20 protein-coding genes and 2 pseudogenes are annotated in these 23,694 nt (G+C 69.3%); 17 read left to right on the top strand and 5 right to left on the bottom strand.

Going from position 1 to position 23,694, the window contains the following annotated elements; genetic code table 11:
• Positions 1 to 54 precede the first annotated feature (54 nt).
• From AC07F0_RS34585 to AC07F0_RS34570, 4 genes are all read left to right on the top strand, one after another.
• The gene (locus AC07F0_RS34585) at positions 55 to 1,350 is read left to right on the top strand and encodes a PucR family transcriptional regulator (protein ID WP_478983879.1); all 1,296 of its coding nucleotides are present in this window, start codon (positions 55 to 57) and stop codon (positions 1,348 to 1,350) included.
• A complete protein-coding gene (locus AC07F0_RS34580) occupies positions 1,347 to 1,976 on the top strand; it encodes a TetR/AcrR family transcriptional regulator (RefSeq protein WP_478983878.1) in 630 nt (209 codons plus the stop codon). Before AC07F0_RS34585 ends, AC07F0_RS34580 begins: the two co-directional genes overlap by 4 nt.
• A 196-nt stretch (positions 1,977 to 2,172) precedes the next feature.
• Positions 2,173 to 2,994 (top strand): SCO6745 family protein, encoded by an 822-nt coding sequence (locus AC07F0_RS34575; RefSeq protein ID WP_478983877.1) that lies wholly within the window; start codon positions 2,173 to 2,175, stop codon positions 2,992 to 2,994.
• 568 nt (positions 2,995 to 3,562) lie between these two features.
• A complete protein-coding gene (locus tag AC07F0_RS34570) occupies positions 3,563 to 4,420 on the top strand; it encodes an MBL fold metallo-hydrolase (protein WP_478983876.1) in 858 nt (285 codons plus the stop codon).
• Positions 4,421 to 4,514: 94 nt separating this feature from the next.
• Here AC07F0_RS34570 and AC07F0_RS34565 read toward each other — a convergent pair whose 3' ends face one another.
• Positions 4,515 to 5,657: a DUF418 domain-containing protein gene (locus AC07F0_RS34565; protein ID WP_478983875.1), complete on the bottom strand. Its 1,143-nt coding sequence runs from the start codon at positions 5,655 to 5,657 to the stop codon at positions 4,515 to 4,517.
• A gap of 495 nt (positions 5,658 to 6,152) precedes the next feature.
• On the opposite strand from AC07F0_RS34565, the gene AC07F0_RS34560 reads away from it, so the two are divergent.
• The 5 genes from AC07F0_RS34560 (at position 6,153) to AC07F0_RS34540 (ending at position 11,437) form a co-directional block, all read left to right on the top strand.
• On the top strand, positions 6,153 to 6,824 hold the full coding sequence (locus tag AC07F0_RS34560; protein ID WP_478983874.1) for a response regulator: 672 nt from the start codon (positions 6,153 to 6,155) through the stop codon (positions 6,822 to 6,824).
• Positions 6,821 to 7,942 (top strand): sensor histidine kinase, encoded by a 1,122-nt coding sequence (locus AC07F0_RS34555; RefSeq protein ID WP_478983873.1) that lies wholly within the window; start codon positions 6,821 to 6,823, stop codon positions 7,940 to 7,942. Before AC07F0_RS34560 ends, AC07F0_RS34555 begins: the two co-directional genes overlap by 4 nt.
• A 199-nt stretch (positions 7,943 to 8,141) precedes the next feature.
• Complete coding sequence (locus AC07F0_RS34550) at positions 8,142 to 8,765, top strand: TetR/AcrR family transcriptional regulator (RefSeq protein ID WP_478983872.1); 624 nt, start codon at positions 8,142 to 8,144, stop codon at positions 8,763 to 8,765.
• 429 nt (positions 8,766 to 9,194) lie between these two features.
• Positions 9,195 to 10,910 (top strand): DHA2 family efflux MFS transporter permease subunit, encoded by a 1,716-nt coding sequence (locus AC07F0_RS34545; RefSeq protein WP_478983871.1) that lies wholly within the window; start codon positions 9,195 to 9,197, stop codon positions 10,908 to 10,910.
• A 206-nt stretch (positions 10,911 to 11,116) separates the two neighbouring features.
• Complete coding sequence (locus tag AC07F0_RS34540) at positions 11,117 to 11,437, top strand: hypothetical protein (RefSeq protein ID WP_478983870.1); 321 nt, start codon at positions 11,117 to 11,119, stop codon at positions 11,435 to 11,437.
• Here the strand turns inward: AC07F0_RS34540 and AC07F0_RS34535 are convergent.
• The 3 genes from AC07F0_RS34535 to AC07F0_RS34525 all read right to left on the bottom strand — a co-directional run bounded on the left by AC07F0_RS34535 (position 11,409) and on the right by AC07F0_RS34525 (position 15,264).
• Complete coding sequence (locus AC07F0_RS34535) at positions 11,409 to 12,488, bottom strand: phosphotransferase (protein WP_478983869.1); 1,080 nt, start codon at positions 12,486 to 12,488, stop codon at positions 11,409 to 11,411. The two genes, AC07F0_RS34540 and AC07F0_RS34535, sit on opposite strands and share 29 nt — an antisense overlap.
• Positions 12,489 to 12,511: 23 nt before the next feature.
• Complete coding sequence (locus tag AC07F0_RS34530; RefSeq protein WP_478983868.1) at positions 12,512 to 13,861, bottom strand: aspartate aminotransferase family protein; 1,350 nt, start codon at positions 13,859 to 13,861, stop codon at positions 12,512 to 12,514.
• 236 nt (positions 13,862 to 14,097) lie between these two features.
• Positions 14,098 to 15,264, bottom strand: a complete 1,167-nt coding sequence (locus AC07F0_RS34525) for an ROK family transcriptional regulator (RefSeq protein ID WP_478983867.1) — start codon at positions 15,262 to 15,264, stop codon at positions 14,098 to 14,100.
• A gap of 255 nt (positions 15,265 to 15,519) precedes the next feature.
• Here AC07F0_RS34525 and AC07F0_RS34520 point away from each other — a divergent pair, with 255 nt between their 5' ends.
• Entirely contained in the window at positions 15,520 to 15,825 is a 306-nt protein-coding gene (locus tag AC07F0_RS34520) for a hypothetical protein (RefSeq protein ID WP_478983946.1), read from the top strand.
• 56 nt (positions 15,826 to 15,881) lie between these two features.
• On the opposite strand, the gene AC07F0_RS34515 is transcribed toward AC07F0_RS34520, so the two are convergent.
• Positions 15,882 to 17,159: an NAD(P)/FAD-dependent oxidoreductase gene (locus AC07F0_RS34515; protein WP_478983866.1), complete on the bottom strand. Its 1,278-nt coding sequence runs from the start codon at positions 17,157 to 17,159 to the stop codon at positions 15,882 to 15,884.
• 188 nt (positions 17,160 to 17,347) lie between these two features.
• Here AC07F0_RS34515 and AC07F0_RS34510 point away from each other — a divergent pair, with 188 nt between their 5' ends.
• From AC07F0_RS34510 to AC07F0_RS34480, 7 genes and pseudogenes are all read left to right on the top strand, one after another.
• Complete coding sequence (locus tag AC07F0_RS34510; protein ID WP_478983865.1) at positions 17,348 to 18,028, top strand: haloacid dehalogenase type II; 681 nt, start codon at positions 17,348 to 17,350, stop codon at positions 18,026 to 18,028.
• 648 nt (positions 18,029 to 18,676) lie between these two features.
• Positions 18,677 to 19,363: a GntR family transcriptional regulator gene (locus AC07F0_RS34505; RefSeq protein WP_478983864.1), complete on the top strand. Its 687-nt coding sequence runs from the start codon at positions 18,677 to 18,679 to the stop codon at positions 19,361 to 19,363.
• 1,049 nt (positions 19,364 to 20,412) lie between these two features.
• Entirely contained in the window at positions 20,413 to 20,886 is a 474-nt protein-coding gene (locus AC07F0_RS34500) for a RidA family protein (protein WP_478983863.1), read from the top strand.
• A 120-nt stretch (positions 20,887 to 21,006) separates the two neighbouring features.
• Positions 21,007 to 22,116, top strand: a complete 1,110-nt coding sequence (locus tag AC07F0_RS34495; protein WP_478983862.1) for an alanine racemase — start codon at positions 21,007 to 21,009, stop codon at positions 22,114 to 22,116.
• 69 nt (positions 22,117 to 22,185) lie between these two features.
• Positions 22,186 to 22,920, top strand: a complete 735-nt coding sequence (locus AC07F0_RS34490) for an SDR family NAD(P)-dependent oxidoreductase (RefSeq protein ID WP_478983861.1) — start codon at positions 22,186 to 22,188, stop codon at positions 22,918 to 22,920.
• 221 nt (positions 22,921 to 23,141) lie between these two features.
• Positions 23,142 to 23,340: pseudogene (locus AC07F0_RS34485) on the top strand (transposase); the annotation flags it as partial.
• Between the two features lie 68 nt (positions 23,341 to 23,408).
• Positions 23,409 to 23,694, top strand: a pseudogene (locus AC07F0_RS34480) (ABC transporter substrate-binding protein); the annotation flags it as partial.

Genomic DNA, 23,694 nt, shown 5'->3' with positions numbered 1-23,694 from the left:
GTCGCCCGCCGAGCCTGTTGACGGGACACGAGGAGGGCGGCGACGATCGGCGCCATGTCATCCGGCCCCGCCCTGGGCGCCCCCGCACTCTCCGACCCGCTCAGCCGGGAGCGGCACCGGATCCTGCACGCCGTCCAGGACCGGCTCGAGGACGTGGCGAGTTCCGCCGTCGCGGTGATGCGTACGGAGATCCCGTCGTACGCGCTGCAGGACGAGCGGTTCTTCGACGACGTACGGGATCAGGTCCTCACGCACTACCGGATGCAGCTGGCGGCGCTGGCCGGCGACCGGGACATCGCCCCCGAGGACCTGGTCTTCAGCCGAGCGGCGGCCATGCGCAGAGCTCGCGCGGGGTTCGCCCTCGAGGACTGGATCAGTGCCTTCCGGGTAGGCCGGCAGGTGTTGTGGGACGTGCTGCTGGACTGCGCGGGCACGTCCGCCGAGGCACAGCAGGCCGCGCTGTCCCTCGTCACACCGCTGATGCGGTACGTCGACTTCGCCAGCACCCATGCCGCGCAGGCCTATGTCGAGTACCAGCAGCACGTGGTCGCCGACGCGGACCGTGAACGCCGGGACCTCCTGGATCAGCTCCTGGCCGGCGCGGCACCGACGCGCGGTCCGCTGCTCGCCGCGGCGCAGGCGTACGGCATCGGGCCGCACTCGCCGATGATGGCGGTGGTGGCGGTGTGCGTCGGCGACACCCGCACCGGCGACCTCACCTCGGCCGAGCACGGCTACGCGACCAGCGCGTCCATCGGCATCGCCGGGCCCTGGGCCGGCCGGACCCTGGTCGTCGTGCGCCACGGCGAGGTGGTGGCCGTGCCGGTGGTCCGCACCGGCATGGACGCGGAGGACATCTGCACGCACTTCGAGGCGGTGCAGCGGCGGCTCGCGCGCGAGGGGACCATGCTCTCCATGGGCGTCAGCACGGTCGCCGAGGGCGCCGGCGAACTGCCGCGCGCCTACGAGGAGGCACGGGCCGCCCTCGACCTCGTGCCGAGCGGGGGCGGGGTGGCGGCACTGCCGCGTCTGTCCCCCTTCGACTACCTGGCGCTGCGCGCCGACGACCTCGCCCGCCAGCTGGTCGATCCCCGCGTGCGTGCGCTGCTGGAGGAGGACCGCAGACGTGGCGACACGCTGGCGGCCACCGTGCGGGCCTTCGCGGAGGCCGACCTCAACCTGCGGCTGGCCGCCGACCGGCTGCGGATACACCACAACACGGCGCACTACCGGTTGCGCCGGATCGAGGAACGCACGGGGCGCAATCCGCGCCGGATCGCCGACCTCCTGGAACTGCTGGTCGCCCTCGCCATCCGCGACGGGGCCGGGGAAGGTGGGGATCACCAGTGAGCGGCATCGTGGAGTCCGCGGGGACGGGGGCGGCACGCCGGCTGCCGGACGAGCAGGGGGGCACGGCCCGAAGTGCGCTTCTGGACGCCGCGCTGGAGGTGTTCACCGAGCGCGGTTACGCCGACGCCGGTCTCGCCGAGATCGCGGCGCGCTCCGGCTTCCCGGTGGGCAGCCTCTTCCAGCACTACGGCGGAAAGCGAGGGCTCTACCTCGCTCTGTGGGAGGAGTTCCGGGAGGCACAGGAACGCCGGACCGCGGCCACGCTGGCCGCCGAGCGAGGCCGTGGCGTGGACGACCCCATCGCCCTGTTCGTGGCGGGAGCCAGGGCGTACCTGGAGGGCGCGTGGGACAACCGGCGGTTCGGCCGACTCCTCGTGGAGGACGACGGCCCCACGGGCTTCGACGCGCTGCGCCGCCAATGGGACCGCGCGTGGGTACGGCGCAACGCCCGGCTCCTGAAGGTGGACGAGAAGCGACGTGCCGGCCGGGTCCGGGTGAGAGTGCTCACCACCGTGATCGGCGGGGCGGCACGCGAACTCGGCGACTGCGGGGACGAGAAGGAGGCCCTGGAGGTCGTGGACGAGGTGTGCGGCATCCTGATCCACCTGTCGGCACCGCCCGGCTGAAACGCCCGGCGCCCGCGTGCTCTTGACAGTCCTCGGCCTTGCCGGAAGGGTACCGACCAGTCGGTACGAAGAGCTGGATCCCCGAGGATACGCCCGGAACGCTGAGCCGTCCGTTGCTCGAACACCTGCAAGCGCACGGCGAGTAGTGAACTCGCAGCGATCGTCCCGTTCGTCGACTCTCCGAAGAGGTGACCCGATGCAGACTGCCCGCGCAGCCTGGCGCCGTCTCGAGCCCGTCCACGGCATGATCTACTTCGTTCCCGAGGCACGGCGACGGTACGCGGACCTCGGCCTGAGCGCTCGCGCCGGGTACTTCACCTCCAGGAGCGCCGCATTCGGCCGGGCATCCGCCGAGCTGGTCATCTCGACCTTCTACAACTTCAACCCCGATGTCGTACGGCAGGCGGTCGACGGAGCCTGGGACGCAACGACGCCGCAGCAGGTGCTGGACGCACGGTACGCCGCGGCGGGCGAAGCCCTGCGGCGGGCCGGAATCCACGAGTTGCCCGGCCTGGACGAGGTGCTCGCGCTGACCCGCCGGGCTGCCGAGGCGGCCTGCGAACACCCGCAGGGCCGCCCGCTGTTCGCGGCGCATGCCGCACTGCCGTGGCCGAAGGAGCCGGTGCTGCAGCTGTGGCATGCCCAGACGCTGCTCCGGGAGTTCCGTGGAGACGGCCATGTCACATGCCTGCTGAGCGAGGGGCTCGGAGGCCTGGAGGCGCTGATTCTGCACGCGGCGACCGGTGAGGTACCCGTCGACTTCCTCAAGGCGAGCCGCGCATGGCCCGAGGAGGAGTGGGCCGGCGCCCAGGAGCACCTGCGCGAGCGAGGCCTCCTGGAGGGCGACTCCCTCAGCCCGGAAGGCGTACTCCTGCGCCGGCACATCGAGGACCGCACCGACCGCCTGGCCCTTCCCGCCTACGCCGCCCTCGGCGAGACAGGCTGTGAGCGTCTCGCCGAACTCGCGAGCCCCTTCGGCCGTGCCGTCGTCGAAGCCGGCCTGCTCAGCCGGGGCTGACGGGCCCTCATCTGCCTGACGGTTGCTTCACCAGCCGCGCCGCTGGGGCGGGTAGCGTTGTGGGCACAGATCCCCTGCGGGGTAGTGGCCGGGTTCCCCGGCGCTTGCGCGGGCTCGCCCAGGCCTGTTGCCCGACGAGGCGTCAGTTTTCCCGGGGGTTCGCTTCCTTCTCGGCGTGCGCGCTGCGCGCGGAGCGACACGGCGTCGAGGAGCAACGGGCGCGCGGCATCGACCCCCGGCGCGCTGCATCGACCCCCGCCCCGTCATCCCCCGTGCCCTGCCCGAGTCCGCGACCGTCCGCCCGCGCTCTTCCCCGCCACTCCCTGGACGGAGCGGAGGCCCGCGCCGGGCTGCTGGAGCCCGGACGCGAACAGGGCGGGCGCCGCGCCCGGACGGCTCGTAGGCCCCCAAGGGCCGGTGGGGAGTTCGAGCTCGGCGCAGGCCTCCGCGATGGTCAGGAGCTCGGCGGCGCCACGCCCGAGTCGCTTCCGCTCATGCACCGTGAAGATCACCCGCTCATTTCTGAGAAGGCAGTTGGTGGAGATCCAGGCGTGGCAGGATCGCGGCCATGTCCCTCAGCGTTCCCCGCCTCCGGATCGGCTCGACCGAGATCATCGCCCTCGCCGACGCAGAGGGCCCGTTCTTCTCCCCGCGCACCGAGGCCTTCCCCGAGGCCACGGCCGCGCAGTGGGCCGAGGCGGATCGCTACGACCCGGGCGCGGTGGACGCCGAGGGCCGCTGGCGGCTCCAGTTCCGCGCGTACGCGATACGCGGCGACAAGGGCCTCACCATCGTGGACGCCGGGATCGGTCCGGCGGACAGCCCGGCCGCCTCGTGGGCGCCCGTGCCCGGTGCGCTCCCCGAGTCGCTCGCCGCCGCGGGCATCGACCCGGCCGAAGTCGACACCGTGGTGCTCACACATCTGCACACCGACCACGTCGGGTGGGCGGTCGTCACCGAGGCGGCCGTGCCCTCGGCGGGTCGCGCGGTGGACGGCGACACTTCGGCCGACGGCCGCCGCCCTTATTTCCCGAACGCCGAATACCTCCTCCAGCGGGCCGAGTTCGACGCCCTCGACGCGCTCAGCCCGCAGCTTCGCGAGACCCTCACCGAACCGCTCAAGGCCGCCGGTCGACTCCGGCTCCTCGACGGAGACACGCCGCTTCGCGCCGGGCGGGTGGTCGCCACGCCCGGTCACACGCCCGGCCACCAGAGCGTGCTGGTCGCCGACGGGCGCGAGCTGGCGCTCGTCACCGGCGACCTCCTGGTGCACGCGCTCCAGTTGCTCCACCCCGAGCTCGCCTACGCGCACGAAACCGACCCTGAGACGGCCAGGCACTCAAGAGAACGCATGCTGGGCCGCGAGACCGCCACCACGCTGCACCTGGCGACGCCGCATCTGACGGAGCCGTTCGTCTCCGCATGATGGCGGCCGTCCCCACGTCCAGGTCTGTGAGTGAAGGGACGGCTGCGGGCCAGGCCGGGGCGGGTCGTCGAGAGCGAGCCACCCCGGCCGGGCGTCATCGGATGTGCTTCGCCGGCTTGGTGGCGGCGTGGAGCAGGTACTCCAGGGGTCCGCGGCGGAAGAAGCGGGACCATGTCCCGGCGAACACGATCGCCCCGAGGACGAACATGAGCAGCGTCACCCAGGACTCCTCGTCGCCGGTCGCGCCGAGCCCGGGCAGCCAGCCCTGTACGACGAAGTGGCCGACGTAGGCGGTCAGGGACATGGTGCCCACGGCGATGACCGGTGTGGCCAGGCGGCGCAGTCGCGGGAGGCGGTCCATCGCCACCGTCGCGCCCACGATCATGAGGATCGCGACTCCCACACTGCCGATGATGTCGAACGTGGTGCCGCTGTGCGGCCCGGCCGCGAAGAGCGACGAGGCCGGAAAATCGGCCTCGAGCGACCCGCCGGCGAGGGGCATCGACCCGGAGCCGCCGGACGACGACCCGTCTTCGGCCATGCTCCGCAACGCGTCCTTGCCGGCCAGCAGCAGGGACATGCCGTACGCGGCCATGGTGAGGGCGGCGCCGAGCGCGGCCAGGCGCCACTGGACGGCGGCCCGGGACAGGTCGAGGCGGGCCAGCGCCATGCCGGCGATCACGAACGGAATCCACGTGATCGCCGGGTAGAAGCCGGTGAACAGCAGATCGAGCACTCCCACGTCACTGAGCCGGTGGAGCGGGTCGTGGGTGTTGATGCTCTTCGTGACCGACTCGCTCAGCAGCGAGTTGAGGGCGAACGACAGCTGTGGTGTGACGAGGGCGAGGACGAAGGCGATGATCGCGAGCGTCCTGGCCCGCAGTCGCACCAGGGGCAGGGCCAGCAGGAAGTAGACCCCGTAGAAGGCGAGGATGACCACTCCCCCGTATTCCATCGCCATCACGGTGCCCAGTGCCAGCAGGACCACGGCGCGGATCGCGATCCTGGCCTTCGCCTGCCGGCCGGCCAGGCCGGTCTTCGGCTCGCGGCGGCCGGCGATCAGCATCAGCGAGAACCCGGCGAGGACGGCGAACAGGACCGACGAGTGACCGTCCGCCAGGTAACGGACCCAGCTGTCGACGCCGTCCGTGGCCGACAGCGCGGGGCCGATGTGCACGACGTACATGCCGAACACCGCCAACGCGCGGGCCAGGTCCACCCCGACGAGGCGTCCCATCGAGGGACCGGGCGAAGCCAAAGAAGCCAAAACGGCGGACTCGGGCGGGGTTCGGAGCTGCGGAGGCGAGTTCTCCTGCGGAGCTGACGTCTCCTGCAGCGGCTGCGACTTTGTCATACGGAGAATCTCGCGTGGGCGTCCCGGGGCGGACCATCCGGCAGGCTTCGGTAACGGCCCCGCCGATCGGCGGGTACGACCCTGCCGACCGGCGGAGTCTCGTCCCGGCCGGTCCGCCGCGACCGCACGGCGGACTGCTCCAGCCGTCCCTGACCGAAGCGACGCATGCCCACCCCTGGTGCGCCGGACCGCTGATGCGGTGCCCGGCGCACGGCAGAAAAAGTATCCGGCGGATGGCTGCGACGTCCCTGCCGCCCGGAGGGTGATACCCCGCCGTGTGGCTGGAGCTGCCGCTCGTCGGGCCGCCGGGGCTCTGCGTGGCTTTAGGGTCGAGGCGGCATGGTCGGACGGTATGGATGAAGGTGAGGCGGGGCGCGCGTGATCCGGGTAGTGGTGGTGGACGACGAGGCGCTGGTCCGCTCGGGCTTCGGGCTCATTCTCGGCGCGTCCGAGGACATCGAGGTCGTCGCGACCGCGAGCGGCGGCGACGCCGTGGAGACCGTCCGCCGGGAGCGGCCGGACGTGGTGCTGCTGGACATCCGGATGCCGGACGTCGACGGGCTGACCGTGCTGCGTGAGCTGCGGACGATGCCGGACGCTCCGGTGGTGGCGATGCTGACCACGTTCGACGCCGACGAGTACATCCTGACCGCGCTGCACTGCGGCGCGGCAGGGTTCCTCCTCAAGGACACCGAGCCGGAGCAACTCGCCCACCTGGTGCGCACCCTGGCCGCGGGCGGTGTCGTGCTGTCCCCCAGGGCATCGCGGAACCTGCTGCACAGCCACCCCCGCACCGAGGCCACGGTCGATGAGGAGGCGGCCAGAGTCCGGTTCCTCACCGCGCGTGAGCGCGACGTCCTCGTCCTGGTGGCGGAGGGCCTGTCGAACGCCGGCATCGGGGCGCGCATCCACCTGGGTGCCGGCACGGTCAAGGACCACGTCAGCGCGATCCTCACCAAGCTGCGGGTGACCAGCCGGGTGCAGGCCGCGCTGCTGGCGCAGCGGGCCGGACTGCTCGATCGGCGCCCGCAGTCGGAGGCCGGACGATGAACCGCGCACGCGCCCTGTGGGAGCGAGTGCCCGCGCCGGTCGTCGACATCGTCCTGGTGGCGGTGGCAGCCGCGGACATATGGCTGCTGAACCTCTGGGACGACATGCGTCCCAGCGTCGCGCCGGCCACGCTCGGCTGCGCCGCGCTGGCCTTCCGGCGCCGGTTCCCGCTCGGCGTCTTCCTGCTCACCCTGCCCATCTCGCTGACGCAGCCGGTCGCCGTCGCCCCGCTCGCGGCGCTGTTCACCCTGGCCGAACGCTCCCGCAACCGTCCTCTCCTCGCGGTGTGCGTCGCCCTGGCCGCCGTGGCGAGCAGCGTTCCGTGGCCCCTGGCCAGTGTCTCCGAGGCCGGCCGGACCATGACGCTGGTCGACTTCGTGTACAGCTTCGCGACGGCTGTCGTCCCGGTCCTCTTCGGGCAACTCCTCCAGGCGCACCGGGACTTGTCGCGGCGGCTGGCCGAGATCGAGGAGGCCAGGGAGCACGAGCGGGCCCTGCACGCCCAGGCCGTGCTCGCCCGCGAACGAGCCCAGCTCGCCCGCGAGATGCACGACGTGGTCTCCCACCAGGTCAGCCTGATCGCCGTACAGGCCGGAGCCATGCAGGTCGCCGCCCAGGAGCCGAGCGCCAAAGAGGCCGCCCGCACGATCCGTTCGCTGAGCGTCACCACACTCGACGAACTGCGCACCATGGTCACACTGCTGCGCGCCTCCGGCGGCCAGGCCACCGAGCTGACTCCTCAGCCCACCCTGGCCGACGTGCACAAACTGGTGGAGTCCAGCGGCACTCACGCACAGCTGACGGGTGAACTCCCGCCCACCGTGGGCACCCCGGCCCAACGGGCTCTCTACCGCACGGTCCAGGAGGCGCTGACCAACGTCCGCAAGCACGCCCCCGGCGCCACGGCCCGCGTCGAGCTGTGGCAGAACGGCGGCGACGTCGGAGTGACCGTCACCAACACCCCGCCGGCGCGTCCCTCCTTGCCCCTGCCCGGTTCACAGCAGGGCCTGGTCGGTCTGCGGGAACGGGCCGACATCCTGCACGGAACCCTGGAGGCCGGCCCGACCACGGAGGGCGGCTACCGCGTACGGCTGCGGATTCCCCTCAGCGCGGACTGACCGACCAGGACCTCGGCCGAAAGGCATGACGCGTGAAGGACACACGGCAACCCGCGCGTCAAGAAGTCTTCCGGAGCCACATGCGGCGCCCCAGCGCCCAGACTGGAACCCAGCGGCCGGACCGCACGGACAGCGGCCGATGCGCAGAATGACTTCATCGAACGACTTGTTCATAAGACTCAGTCGTTATGATGCGGTCATGGCTCACGTTCCCGCGGCCGAGCGCCGCCCTCAGCTGATCAAAGCGGCCATCGACTACATGGCGAGGGAAGGGGTCGCGGCCGGAAGCACTCGTGCCATCGCCGCCGAGCTGGGAGTGGCCCAGGCCACGGTGCACTACACCTTCGGCACGAAGGAGGAGCTGTACCGAGCCGTCATGGAGCAGCTCACCCAGGATCTGATCGCGCAGGTCGAGCGAGCCGCACCGGTCGGCGCGGGGTTCGAGGAGACGGTCGGCACGCTGGCTGCCGCCCTGTGGCAGACGGTTCGCGAGCAACCGGCCAGCCATCAGCTCCTTTCGGAACTGACCCTGTTCGCGCTCCGCTCCCCCGCCCTGCGCGAAGCCCTCGAGAGTCACAACCGGAGCGTGACCGAGGTGACGGCGAGACTGGTGGCCGAGGCGGCCGGGCGTACCGGCCAGTCTCTCGCCCAGCCTGCGGAAACGATCGCGCGATTCTTCCTCGCCGGCTTCGACGGGCTCACGATGCAACGCCTCTCGCACCCCGACGAGGAGGCCGAGCACGCCTGCCTCCAAGCGTTCGTGTCCGCCGTGATGGCGATGGCGGGCGGTCGCCTGGATCTGGTGCCCATGCCTTCGAACTGACACCGTCTCCCTATCCCGTAACGCTCGCAGGTCATTCGCTCCAGCGGGGCCGCGGTGCGCCACGACCCCTCACGCAGGACGACACTGCCCCGCCCGCCGCACCGGCGGGCGGGGCAGTGTCGTTCCCCGTCGCGGCCGCGGTCGAGAACGCCGCCGAGGCGGCGGTCATCTCCTCCGACCCGCTGTCGAAACCGGGGGGTCGGTCACCGGCGACCTCACGGTGTGAGACTGCGGGCCCTCCTTACCGCAGCGGCGACTCGCCGCTGCGCGACCCACCTCACAACAGCCACACAGCTCAAGACTCGGTCTTCCGACTTTGTCGAGTGATAAAGTCTGGCGAACGGAAGCTCGCTGCCTCCTCTGTCGCCCCGTGCACCCGCCCCTGCCCGCAGGGGGTTTGCGCGCCCCTCACGGAAGGACCGCCCTCCCATGCGTGTGTTCATGAACGAACCGGTCGAGAGGATGGACCGGCCCTACGCCCGGCGCTGGTGGGCGCTGCTCGTGCTCTGCCTGAGTCTGCTGATGATCGTGATGGCCAACACCGCCCTCACGGTCGCGGCTCCCTCCATGACCCAGGACCTCGGTCTGACCAGCACGGACCTGCAGTGGGTGATTGACGGCTACACCATCCCTTACGCCGCCCTGATGCTGCTGTTCGCCGCGATCGGCGACAAGTACAGCCGACGCGGCGCGCTCGTTCTCGGGCTCGTCCTGTTCGGCGGCGGAGCGATCTGGGGTTCACTCGTCGACAGCGCGGCGGGGGTCATCGCGGCTCGTGCCGTGATGGGTGTCGGCGCGGCGCTCATCATGCCCGCCACGCTCTCCCTGCTCGCCGCGACCTTCCCGCGCGCCGAGCGGACCAAGGCGATCACCTTGTGGGCGGGCACCGCCGGCATCGCCATCGCCGCCGGACCGCTGATCGCCGGCATGCTGCTGGAGAGCTCCGGCTGGCAGTCCACCTTCCTGATCAACGTTCCCGTGATCGTCCTCGCCATCGCCGGCACCTTCGTCCTGGTACCGCCGTCCAAGGCCACGCACGCGCCGCGGATCGACTACGTCGGCGGACTGCTGTCGGTGGTGTGGATCGCCGCGCTGGTCCTCACGCTCATCGAGGCCCCGCACGGCTGGGACGCCAAGGCCCTCACGGGCACGGTCGTCATGGTCGTGGGGCTCGTGGCGTTCGTCCTGTGGGAGCTGCACCACCCGCACCCCCTGCTCGACCCGCGCCGCTTCGCGAACCGCGCGTTCACGGGTGCCAACATCGCCGTCGTCCTGTTCCTCCTCGCGGTCTTCGGCGCCTTCTACTACCTCACCCAGCACCTCCAGTTCGTCCTGCGATACGACGCCTTGGAGACCGGCATACGCATGCTGCCGCTCGCCGGCGCAGTCTTCGCCGGCTCCGCCCTGACCGGCTACCTCACCCCGCGCATCGGCATGAAGGTGACGATCGTCGCGGGTATGGCCGGCGGTACGACGGCACTCGCGCTGCTCACCCAGGTCGACAAGTCGTCGTCATACGGCGATTTCGTGGCGCCCCTCCTCACGCTCGGGCTCGCGATCGGCCTGGCGCTCTCGCCCTGCACGGACGCGATCATGGGCGCGTTCCCCGAGGAGGAGCTGGGCGTGGGCAGCGCGGTCAACGACACCTCGCAGGAACTGGGCGGGGCGATCGGCATCGCCATACTCGGTTCGCTGCTGTCGACCGCGTACTCGTCGAACCTGTCGGACGCAACCGCCGGCAGCAAGCTCCCGGCCGACGCGCTGAACCAGGCACAGGAATCGGTCGCCGCCGGGTACGGGGTCGCCCGGGGCATCGGCGACCAGGCACGGCAGCTCGCCGAGCAGGCGGCGCGGGCGACCGACCCGCAGCAGGCCGCGCAGCTCAAGGAGCAGGCCGGGCAACTCACCGACGGCGCGCACCGGATGGCGGACGCGGTCGGCTCGTCCTTCGCGGACGCGGTGGCTCACACCAGCCTGGTGGGCGCGGCGATCCTGGGAGTGGGGGCGGTCTCCGTGGCCTTCCTGCTCCCGGGCAATGGCCGCATCGCAGAGACCGGGGCGGGGAGTGGGTCCGAGCCCGTGGAAGGGATCAGGACCTCGGTCGCCTCGCAGAAGGAGCCGGAGGTCACGGGTTCGAATCCGTGATCATTCTGGCAACGGCGTGACAGCCCGCCCACATGCCTCTCCCCTGACAAGGCGGCCTTCGCCCACCGCCGGAGCAGTTCACGGCCCGGCGTCACTCGGCTTCGCCGGAGCCGGTGCCCCTCTCACCAGCCACACCTCTTGACGTAGTGTGCGATCGCTCTGCTGCTCAGAGGGTCCGTCACACAGTGGTGAGGGGGCGACCGGCCATGCCGTTCACAGTGTCCGAAGCGGTGGTGCGCCGGACCGAGCACTGGTTCGTCCGGCAGGGCACGCCCACCATGATCGAGGGGTACGGCTTCGTCGATCAGGTACTACCGCGGATGCTGCCGTCCCTTGCCGTCGCGGCGCTGGCCAGCCTGGCCTGGCTCGTCCCGCTCAGATCCGCGGGTTCGCAGGCGTGGATCCTCCTCGGCGGCGTGGCCGTGACAACACTGGCCGTATGGGGCATCGTGACCGCCTTCGTTCTGAGGGCAACCGCACATGTTCGGGACTGGCTTTTCAGGAATGCCCGTGACGGGCCTCCCTGAGGTGCGCGACGACGTCGTCCAGGCTCACGGTCAAGGAACGCTCGATATTGATCCAGTCGTCCTTGGCGTGACCGAGGAGGTACTCGCGCCGTTCGGGTGCGCGCTCCGCGCGCCAGTTGGTGATCAGCGCACGCAGTGTGAGTCGTGCCAACGCGGCAACCGGGAGCAGCGGAAGTTCCGCGGCCTGGATCGGCCGCTTGCGTTGGTAGCCGGCGGCGAAGGCGCAGGCGTCCCGCCAGGGATGGTCCGGCGTCCTGCCGAGCAGGTTCGCCATGGGAACGGCGGGGTCGAAGATCACCGCACTGCGCACCGTGTCGCCGAAGTCGATGACACCGGTGACGAAGTGATCGCTCTGTGGATCCACCACGATGTTGTAAGGGCTGAAGTCACCGTGGATCACTTGGGTTTCGAGATCACTCAGCCTCGGGACGACGTTTTCGCCGAAGAGCCGGAAGACCGACTGGGCCAACTGGCGGTGCTCGGGGCTCGGCGTGTGCTCGACCAGTGGGGTCAGCTGGTGGAAATGGCGGATGTCCCACGCCAGACCTCGCCGGTCCGCCGGGTGCGTGAACGGCCTGAGCGCCACGTCGATCAGCCCCAGCATCTCGCCCGCCTCGGCGAGCCGCTCCGCGTCCGGGTTCACATCGGCCAGGACCTGGCCTTCGACGAAGTCGAACACCCGCATGCTGCGAGTCCTGCCGTCGTTCAGCCTGATCGTGACATGGTCGTCTCCGTCGGCGGTCAGCTTCACCCGCTGGACAGGCAAGTGCGGAGCGGTGGTTTCGAGGTGGCGCATCGCGGCGGTCTGGAGGGCGACGACCGCCTCCGCCTCGTCAGGTGGTGAGACCTTCACGAGGTAGTCGCTCGAGTCGGTGCTGAGCCTGAACGTGTCGTCCTTCTCGGTCGCCAGTCGCCCCAAGCGCCCGGTGAGGCGGTAGTGCTCCTCAAGGAGAATGCTCACCAGCATCACGTCGATGGGCTCGTGGGACGACGTCAGGCCGCTCTCCTGGAGGAGCCGCTGAGCATGGTTCGTAGCTGGTGAGGTGTTCACGGTCAGTCCCTTCGGTCAGCCTGTCACAGACGGTTCTTCGCGACCTCGGCGAAGGTCTCGAGGAATCGCGTTACATCGGCGGAGTCGAAGGCCAGCGGAGGGCGGATCTTCAGCGTGTTCGCCGACGTGCCCGTGCCGCTGATCAGGATGCGGCGATCGCGCATGTCGTTGATGACGTCTTCGGCACGTGCACGGTCGGGCTCGAGGGTCTGGCGGTCCTTGACGATCTCCACGCCGACGTAGAGACCGGCGCCGCGGACTTCGGCGACGTAGGGGGAATCCCTGGTGATCTCCCGCAGCCCCGCGCGCAGAGCGTTGCCGCTCTCCAGGACGCGCTGCTGCACGTTCTCCTTCTCGAAGACGTCCAGCACCGCGGCGCCTGCGGCCACGGGGATGGAACTGCCGCCGAAGGTGTTGAAGTAGCGGACGTTGCGTCCGAACTCCTCGCAGACCTCGGGGCGGAAGACCACACCCGAGATCGGCAGGCCGTTGCCCATCGGCTTGCCCATGGTGACGATGTCCGGCAGCACACCGTGGCGGCTGAAGCCCCACATCGACTCCCCGAGCCGGGCGAATCCCGACTGGACCTCGTCCGCGATGTAGACACCGCCGGCCGCGTGCACCTCCTCCACCACGGCCTGCATGTAGCCGGGCGGGTCGGTGAAGATGCCGTCGCTGCTGTAGGCGCAGTCGGTGATCAGGGCCGCGAGCCGGTACCCGTGGCGCTCGAGGTCGTCGATCGCGCCGCGCACCTGCTGCCGCATGTGCTCGTCGAGCGTGGATCCGGGCGCGACGAGGCGCGGGTCAGGAGCGTCGATGAGCCGGACGTTCGGGCCCAGCGGCGAGCCGGCGCCCAGGGTCGGCGAGAAGCTCGCCACCTCGCGGGTGATGCCGTGGTAGGCCCAGCGGGTGACGATGATGCCCTCACCGCCCGTGTGGAACCTCGCCACCCGCACCGCCAGGTCGTTCGCCTCCGAGCCGCTGCACGCGATGCTCAGCTTCGACAACTCCTCGGGAAAGGTCGCGAGAAGCCGCTCCGCGTAGTCGACCAGCGCTTCCTGGACGTAACGCGTGTTGGTGTTGACCACCGCCATCTGGCGGGCAACGGCCTCGGCCACGTGCGGGTGGGCGTGCCCGACGCAGGGGACGTTGTTGTAGGCGTCGAGGTAGTCGTTGCCGTCACGGTCGATCAGGTGGGCCCCGTGACCGGAGACGAACTCGACCGGCTCCCTGTAGATCAGCGTGTAGCCAGGGCCCAGCACCTTGTTCCGGCGCTGGATGGTCTCTCGGAGGTGCTCGGGGAGCTCGCCCAGTACCCCGGGGTCGAACCGGTTGGGGTAGTGGGCTATCGCCCGACTCAGCGTCGAAGTCATCGGCAGGCACACCTTCAGTCTTGTTCCGGGGTTGCTCACTGCGTTGGCCGGAACCATACCACCATTAATTCCAGTTCCAATCTGAAACTAGAAACTTTTACGTCCGCCCAGTGATCGCCACGTCGACCGTGCAGGCACCAGACCCGCACCGCCTGCTGTCGCGACATCCCGGCCGACGATGCCCTCCCCGTGTCCTGACCTGCGGGCCCGGAGCGTCTCGCCTGCCGGCGGTCGGCTCAGAAGGCCGGTGCGGACTTCTCCGAGAGCCGGTTCTGTTGCCGTGCTCCGAGCACGGCGTCACGCAGCCGTTCCTGAACGATCGTCAGGCATGCGTAGACCGCGCCTTGTGCCGTCGACAGACCGATCTGATGCGGACCCGTCCTGATCTCCGGCACCGCCGGAAGGCTCTGGTCGAGCCGCCCGCGCACCTGGGGAAGGACGACATCGACGAGCGGGCGCAGCCGGCCCACGAAGTAGACCGACTCCGGGTCGAGCGTCACGGCGACGACGCTGACAGCGGTCACGATCGCGGTGGTGAACGCCTGCAGCACTTCGGCGTGCGGCGCCTCGGTGTGCGGTTGGAGCCAGAGATCCTCGATGCGCTCCAGGTCGAGCCCCTGCTTGCGGGCGAACCGGAGGAGACCTCGGGTGCTCAGCAGCTCGTCGAGGTTCTCGTCGCCGACTCCGGAGGAGAGCACACCGATGTCGCCGAAGGTGGGTGTGCCTCCCCGTGCGAGCTCGCGATCCGTGCAGCTGGCGAAGTTCAGTGTGGTGCTGACGCTGAAGAGCGCGGCGTTCTTGATGGTGGCGTCGTTCGTAAGGATCCCGAGCAGGGACGCGTTGGCATCGCTGTCGAGGAGCACGGGGGCCTTGATCAGGTTTTCGACGGCTTGCTGGAGGCCTGAGCCCGCGAAGATTTTCGCCGGCTCCGCGGGGCCGAAGATCTCCGTGCCGCCCCGGACCCGGCCGGGCACGGCGGCAACGATCTGACGCAGAGGACCCTGCGCAGATCGGGTGGCCTGCGCGATGAGGTCGACCAGCCATCGCGCGGCGCCCTCGACCTCCTGGTGATCGGCGGTGGGAACCGTCACGTGCTGGATCTCACGACCCCTCAAGTCGGTCACCAGCACACCGGTGGTCTGGGCACCGAAGCTGACACCGGCGACGTGCCCTGTCGTGCCGGGCAGGTCCAGATAGGTGGAGCGGCGGCCGCGGCCGGTGATCTCGTCGACCCCGCTGTCGACGACGAAGCCGTCGGCACGCAGTTCCTCAACCGCTCTGGACACCGTGGCCTTGCTCAGGCCCGTCAGCTCGATGAGCTGGTTCCGCGTCAAGGGCGCGTGGGAGAGGACCACGTCGAGGACTGATGCCTTGTTGTAGTCGCGTGAGGTCGGGTTGGTCACGTGATGACCATAGCGAGCCCGGTACGCCGCTCGGGCAGGGGCCGATGTGGGTGGTCCGACCAGGGGTTTCGACGCGGTGAGAAGCGGGTGCTCCGGTGGATCCGTCACTCCCGCCCGGGCACGCTCGAAGGGGTCCGTATCGGTGTCTCCCGCCTTGCCGGACAGTTCTCGACTCATCTGTCAGGATAACAGTATTTATTTCAGGCTGGAACTGCAACAAATGGGTTTGGCTGAGCCCAGCAGCGAGCACGGTAGATGCTCGCTGCGGACGCTCTCCCCCTTGCGGGTGATCAGGTCGGGCTGGATCCGCTCGACAGGTTCGCCGAGCACCCGGCGCCTCGGCGTCGATGGCAGCGCGGCCACACGCTCGACGGCCTCGGCAAGTACTACCGCGAGACCATCGAGGAGTCCGCCGAGGAGCCGGTCGTCCAGAGCCCGGTTCATCCACCGGGAGCCAAACCAGGACTGCGCCCGGAGGCGTCGGAGCGCACGGGCCTGTCGATCCCGGGCAGGTCTCCACCCACAGACCGGGGGCGATCCGGCGAGACGTACAACCAGTGATGCGAGAGGGGTGTCATACGTCCACCGCCCATCTGCTCAGCATCTCTGTTTCACGCCTACTTGATGAGGTCCTTGAACTTGTAGTAGGCGCCCGCGAAGGGCAGGAACCAGGGCGGGCCGAAGTGGCCCGGGATCCGTCGGAAGGGCAGATCGCACCAGGGGTTGGCGTCGAGGCTGCCGTTCATGTACTCGGCCATCTGCTTGCCCATGTGGGTGGCCATCTGGACGCCGTGGCCGGAGTAGCCGAGCGAGTAGAACAGCCCGTTCTGCTCGCCGGCGTGCACCATGCGGTCCATGCTCATGTCGACCAGGCCGCCCCAGCAGTAGTCGACGCGCGTGTTCGTAAGCTGCGGGAAGGTCTCGGTCATCGCCTTGTGCAGAATGCGCCCGCTCTTCGCGTCCGACTGCTGGTTGGATCCGGCGAACCGGGCGCGGCCACCGAACAGCAGCCGGTGGTCCGGAGTGATCCGGAAGTAGTTGAGCAGGTTCAAGGTGTTCGACGCCATCCGCCGGTTCGGCAGCAGCGCGTCGCAGACGTCCTTGCCGAGCGGCTCGGTCACGATGATGAAGCTGCCGACGGGCGCCAGCCTGACCTGATGCCAGCGGAACGGCCTGCGGGTGTAGCCGCTGGTCGCGACGAGCACCTGATCTGCTCGGACGGTCCCGCGCGCAGTGACCAGCTCGTGCCGCGTGCCGCCCAGCCGCTCGACCTTCTCGACCGGTGCCTTCTCGTGCAGGGTGACGCCGAGCCGCGCGGCCGCCTCGGCGAGGCCCTTGGTGAACTTGCCGACGTGCAGCCCAGCGCTCTTGGTGTCGGACAGCCCGCCGTGGAAGCGGTCGGAGCCGATCTCGGTGTGGAGCTCGCTCCTGGGGATCAGCCGGGTCTCGATTCCGAGGCGGCCGGACATGATCTCGTGGGTCTTGCGCAGACCGTCGACGTGGGCCGGCTTGGAGGCCAGGACCAGCTTGCCCGTGCGGGCGAAGTCGCAGTCGATCCCCTCTTCGGCGACGAGCTTCTCGATGGTGTCGACCGCGTCGTGGTAGGTCATCAGGTACGCCTTCGCGGTGTCGAACCCGTAGCGGGCAACCGCCTGCCGGAACCCGATCGACAGGCCCGTGGTGGCCATGCCTCCGTTGCGGCCCGAGGCCCCGAATCCGACCGTGTCCTTCTCGAAGACGTGCACGTTGGCACCCTTGCGCGCCAGATGCAGTGCCGCCGAGAGGCCGGTCAGGCCGGCACCGATGATCGCCACGTCGACGCGCCCACCGATCTCGGTCCGGGACCGGTCCGGACCCTGGGGAGCGGTGTCGAGCCAGTAAGGGGTGAACTTCATGTCGCTGCTCTCTCCTGCCAGTGCCGTCCGTCGTGAACGCGCGGCGCGTGGGTCAGGCCCTTTCGAGGGTTCCGCAGAGTGGGCCTGAGGGAAGTTCGGGCCTGTTGACAGTTGTCGACAATAAACCTATCGTCGACAATCGACAAGCGACAGAGCCTGGCTCCTTCGATCGGCAACTGGAGAGACCCATGGAGTTCGAGAGCAAGCCGAAGTTCGTCACGTTCGACATGAACGGGACGCTGATCAAGTTCAGCATCAACGACGCGATGCGTGAGGTCCTGGGCGACCGGCTGCCGGCCGAGGTCGCCGACGAGTACCTGCGGATCTGCAAGGCGTACCGGATCGACGAGTGCACGGGCGCGTACCAGCCGTTCCACCAGGTCGTCGCTCGTTCCATGGAACGCGCCTCGCGCAGGGTGGGTCTCGAGTACCGCGAGGACGACGCGCGAGCGGTGTACGAGATCATCCCCACCTGGGGCCCGTACCCCGGTGTCACCGAGGCGCTGAACCGCCTGGCCGAGGCAGTCCCGCTGGTCATCATCACCAACAGCGACACCGCGCATGCCGTGCGCCTCGCGGAGAACCTCAAGGCCCCGTTCGAGGTCGTCATCAGCGCCGAGGAGATGGGCGTCTACAAGCCGCGGCTCCATGCGTTCGAGTACACGTTCGACAAGCTCGGCGTGACACCCGACGAGATCGTGCACGTCTCCGCGAGCCCGATGTACGACCTGCGCTCCGCGGCCAATCTGGGCATCAAGGACAAGGTGTACGTCGACCGCGGCTTCGAGCACGACGAACACTGGCTCGGCTACAAGCGGATCACCGACATCGCCGACCTCCCGGTCCTCTTCGGCCTGCCCCGCCCCTGACGCCCACGTGCGGTTGCGGGTCACGGGAGGCAGTCTCCGGATCGCTGAGATGCAGAGAACAAGGCCATTCCGTGACCCACGGGGAGGTGGTGCACGACCGCCGGTGCGGGTGATCGAGCACGCCGCCAGGATCGGAGACGTCACCGATCTGCCAGAAGCTCGGCGCCTCCCGCAAGACCTGGTACGACTGGACGAAGAAGGCGAACAGTTGGCGTGCGGAGGCGCGGGTGCTGCGCCGCACATCCGGGGCCCCCTGAGCCACGCCCCCCCACACACAAGGCGTTCAAGGCGCGAGTCGCCGAGTGGAGGATCGTCCCTCACCGGATCCCGCCCCGGCCTCCACGGCGCAACGAAGTCCATGAACGGATTCAACGCACCGTGCTGCGCGAGTCCTGCCGGATCCGCTTCCGCCGCGGCCCGGTCAACCACGTCGGCCCTGCTGGACACGTCCCAGCAGGGCCGCCTCGGTCCGTTACCGCACCAATCACGGCGCCTGCATGGCCGGTTGCACCCGGCTGCCGGTCCACATGCACCTCCGAGACGCCGACCTGGGGCGCAGACAACCAACTTGAGGTGTCGATGCAGATCAGCGGAGGTATAGTCGACAAACGACCAAGCGGTCGGCAACGGGCAAGAGAGGGCGACGGGGTGGACCACAAGTTCGAGTGGCAGGAGCAGCGGATGACGACGCCGGACGGTGTCTACCGCACACTGCGTGCTGCCATCCTCGACGGGACCGTACCTCCTGGTGGCCAGCTGCGCGAGGCACACATCGCCGGGGATCTCGGTATCAGCCGGTCCCCGCTGCGCGAGGCGCTGACCAAGCTGGAGGAGGAGGGGCTCGTCGTCAAGATCCCCTACCGTGGGGCGTTCGTCGTAGAGGTGAGCGCTCGTGAGGTCGCCGAGATCGACTCGGTGCGGCTACGTGTCGAGCCGTACGCCGCCGAGCTCTCGGCCGAAGCACTGCGCGGCCCTGAGCGGCCCAAGCTGCTGCAAACCGTCGAGGATCTCCGCCGGGCAATGGAGAAGGACGACCTCCCGGCCAGCATCGACGCGCACCTTCGGTTCCACAGGCTCTTCTACGATCTCTCGGGGCACGGCGTCCTGCAGAGTCTCTGGAACGGCTGGGAGACCAAGCTGCGCCTCCACCTCAGCGTCGATCACCGCACTTACAGCGACGACCCGCATCAATTGGTCGTCGAGCACGAGAGGTTGGCCGCGGTTGCCCTGGAGGGCGACACCGACGCGTTCCGTCAGGAACTGGCTGCCCATTTCCCCATGGGGCTGGGAGCCCAGACGGGAGATCAAGGGGAAGGCGCGCCCCGGCACGCATGAGGCCATGCCGCCTGCGTGAAGTGCCCAAGCCGGCTCGCCACCGTGAAGTCAGGATCAACCCAGCAGTGTCCTTGGCATCGCCCCCTGGGCGAAGCACCGGTATGCGGTCGGCCGGACCGCCGGCCCGAACACCGGAGGCAGCTGTCGCCGGGTGCCTTGGTCGGCAGGATTCCTGAAGCCGCAAGGCGACGCGCCGGTGAAGCTCGATGAGGCCATTGACGGCGGCTCTGGTGTCGGCGCGGCCGGTCTCGCGGTAGGCCGGGAACACCTCGCGGCACTGCTTCAGGGCCTCGCCGAGTCGCCTGGTCCAGGGGATCGGGCAGGCCAGGGCAGGCGGTCAGGATCTTCGCCGACTCGTCGGCCCTCGACTCTCCTGGTATCCGGATCGGAGTTGCTCGGCGCACCGCCACCATCGTCCGCTCGAGCGGTACGCGCCGACGGGCGGTGAGGTTTTGGCGCCGCGGCGCAGGACGGTCAAGATGCCGGGGAGCGGGTCCTTCTTACGGCCGCGGTAGCCGTGATCTCCTGTCGCCCTGAACCCGGCGGTGGACGTCGTCGACGGCATGGGTGCCGAGTTGACGATGGAGAAAGGGTCCAGCAGGCGACCTGATCCTCAAGTGAGACGTCATGGCCTTCTTCCGGCCGTGGAACATCAGCCAGTCGCTGTAGGCCTTGCCGGAACAACCGGGCAGCAGGTCAAGCCGCCCTCGTGGCACGGGGATCTCGTCCACACCGAACCGCATGAGACCGGTGAGCCGGGTCACGGCGTCGACCGTCGCGTGCAGCAAGGGCGGATCGAGCCGCACGCGGTGTTCCAGGTCGCGCTCGAAGCTGAAGTGTGTATTGACAGTTCTCGACAGGCCCTCATATGGTCGACAAACGACAATCTGGTGGTGATTTTAAGCCACCATGCGGCGCTTCTCCGCCCCTGCTACTCGAGAGGAGAACCGAGTACAGATGATCAAGATTCATGCGAAGCGGGTTCTCGGGGCCAGCTGCGAGGGTGTACGCCCCACGCCGTCCACGGCGGTGGCTCGGTGAGCGGGCCCGTGACTTCGGCAGTGAACACCGGCTCGGCTTCCGATCGGCTCAAGGCCTTGGGCCTGGACCTGCCCGTCCTCGCCAGTAACCCGTACTACGTGGACCACCGGACGGTGGGCTCAAGCATCCACATCTCGGGCCAACTGCCTTACAGGGACGGTGAGCTGCTGGGTCAGGGCATTGTCGGCCGGGAGGTCGAGCTGGAGACGGCGCGGGAGCTCGCGCGCCATGCCGCGCTCAACGCGCTCGCCGCCGCTGTGCAGGCGGTGGGAGATCTGGACCGGATCCGGATCGTGCAGATGCTGGTCTTCGTGGCCAGTACGCCGGACTTCGGTCTGCAGTCGCGAGTCGCCAACGCGGCCAGTGAACTGCTCATCGAGGTGCTGGGCGAGAACGGACGGCACGCTCGCACGGCGATCGGTGTCGCCGGGCTGCCGCTCAACAGTCCGGTCGAGATCCAGATGGTCTGCACCGCGGTGTAGGGCGGACGCGACGGCGGGGTACGCGAGCGCGCGATGTCGCGGGCCGTGCACGTTCGGCATCCGGGGAAGTCAGCACCGCGCCCCTCGATCATTCCCAGGCAGAACCACAAGGAGGGCAGTGTGAACCGGCTCCAACGAGCACTCGACGCTCTGGTCGAGCGGGTCGACACCCCCGCGCCGATCGTGCTGGTCGACGTCATGCAAGACAACATCGACCGCATGCAGGGCTTCGCCGCCCAGCACAACCTCGACGTCAGGCCGCACGTCAAGACGCACAAGTGTGTGGAGATCGGACGGCGCCAGATCGAGGCCGGCGCGGTCGGAATCACCGCGGGGAACGTCGGTGAGGCCGAGGTCTTCGCCGCGGCCGGATTCGACGACATCTTTCTCGCCTACCCGATCTGGCCCGCGGGAACGAAGGGGGCCCGGATCCGCCGGCTCGCCGAGTCCGCCCGGCTGCGGGTCGGCGTCGACAACGCCGCGGCGATCGAGGCTCTCGCCGACGCGATGGGAGACGAACCGGACCGGCTCCAGGTCGTGATCGAGGTCGACTGCGGCGCCCGTCGTTCCGGGGCGCCACCCGAGGCTGCGGGCGACCTCGCGCTCGCCGCCCGCAAACGCGGTCTGGTGCCGGTGGGCGTCTTCACCTATCCCGGTCACGGCAGCGCCGATCGCGACGCTCGCCGGCGCGCCGCGCAGGACCAGGAAGCCGCGCTCACCACCGCGGTACGCAGCCTCGCCGACGTCAGGGTCACCGCGGAGGTGGTCAGCGCTGGCTCCACGCCCACCGTCGAGTTCTCCACCAGCAGCACCGTGATCACCGAGATCCGTCCCGGCGAGTACATCTTCGGCGATCTGAACAACGCTCGGCTGGGCTCCTGTACGGACGACCAGATCGCACTGTTCGTCGCCGGCACCGTGGTCAGCGACTGGGTCCCCGACCAGGTCATCCTCGATGTGGGCACCAAAGCCCTGAGCCGCGAAGGCAGCCCCGAGCTCGGCTACGGCGGCATCGCCGGCACGAAGGCGGTCCTGGCCAAGCTCAACGAGTACCACGGATTCATCCCGCTGCCGGACGGCGAGTTCCGCCCCAGCGTCGGCACCGTCGTACCGGTGGTGCCCAACCACGTATGCCCCGTCGTCATCAATTTCGAGGAACTGATCGTCACCGACAGCACGGGCACGTCGCTGCAGCGCTGGCCGGTCGACGCCCGCGGATTCCTCAACTGACCGCCCGCGGGACGAGATGTTCGTAGCAGAGCCCGCAACCCGACCGACCTCCGCAAAGGAATGCCTGACATGAGACTCAAGAACCTCGCGGCCCTGGTGACAGGCGCCAGCAGTGGCATCGGGCAGGCGGTGAGTTCCCACTTCCGCCGCGAGGGCGCGCGGCTGCTGCTCACCGGCCGCAAGCAGCAACTCGACACCGCCCAGCTCGACGACCTGTATGTTCCTGGGGACCTCAATGACGAGGCGTTCGTCGAGCACCTGGCCAAGCAGGCCGCCGAGTCCCTCGGCACCGTCGACGTCGTCGTCCTCAACCACGGCCTGCAGGCCAGCAGTCCGCTCACCGAGATGCCCTACGACGACGCGAAGAACGTGCTCGACAGCAACCTGCTCAGCGCGTTCCTGGTGATGAAGCACTTCGCGCCGCTGATGCCCGAGACAGGAGGCTCCTTCGTCTGCGTCAGTTCACGGCTCGGCATGGTCGGCAAGCCCGGTGAAGTCCTGTACTCCGCCGCCAAGGGAGGCCTCATCATGCTCGCCAAGGGCGCGGCGATCGAATGGGCGCCGCGCAACATCCGCGTCAACGTCGTCGCTCCGGGTCTGACCGCCACCCCGACCATCGAAGCATCGTTCCGGCGCAGCTCCGACCCCGAGGCCTACCGCCGCGAGCGCGAGACCCAGATCCCGCTCCAGCGCCTCGCCACTCCCGAAGAGGTCGCCGACGCGGTCCTCTTCTTCGCATCAACGGAGTCGTCGTACGTGACCGGATCGGTCCTCCCCGTCGACGGCGGGTACACCGCTTTCTGAACACCCATGCTGGGCATCGCCCCCAGCATGGGGCTGAACGACCTGCTCTCCGTCTCGCCTTCTGCCTCCGGCGACCGCCGCTTGCAGCATCCCCGACGACCACGAGTCGAGTGCATGCCGCGATCGCCGCACTCGAACTGCGCCACCCAAAGTGCGCCCGCGCCGAGGACCGCATCCGCGCCACCCCGGCCACACCGACGCCACCGCGACACATCGCGCTGAGGACCACCGCCACCCTGCTGGTCACCATCTGCGACGGCTCCACCTTCCCCACCGCCGCTCACCTGGCCGTCTAGCCGGCGTCGCCCCGACAACAAGGTCGTCGGGGACTTCGACCCACGGCGAATACGCGCCCAGAGCGGCGACCGGCAACGCAAGCGGGCGAGGTTCCTGTCCGCGTTCGCCGCCCTGCACGATCCCACCCCCGCACCCGCGAGGTAATTCCCCGCACAGCTTCTCCCGTACGTCCTTGGACAAGGAGTATTGCCATGAGTGATTCCATGATCGGCCGGAGAGCGCTCCTGCGTGGAGCGGGCGGCCTGGCCGCCTTTGCCGCTCTTCCCTCTCTCGCCGCCTGCGGCACCGGTACCAGCCGTGTCTCGTCCGGCTCGGGCAAGGGCGGCAGCAAGACGGTGGTTGTCCGTGACAGTGGTGGTTCCTACGGTGCGGCTCTGCAGAAGGCGATCTACACGCCGTTCACGCAGGAGACCGGTATCGCTGTGAAGGTGCTCAACCTGGATGACGCTCCGCTGCTGGCGCAGATCAGGCAGGGCC

Source organism: Streptomyces sp. NPDC045955, from assembly GCF_056430805.1.
Note: the sequence above shows the minus strand (reverse complement) of the source record. Positions and strands in the feature narration are given on the sequence as shown.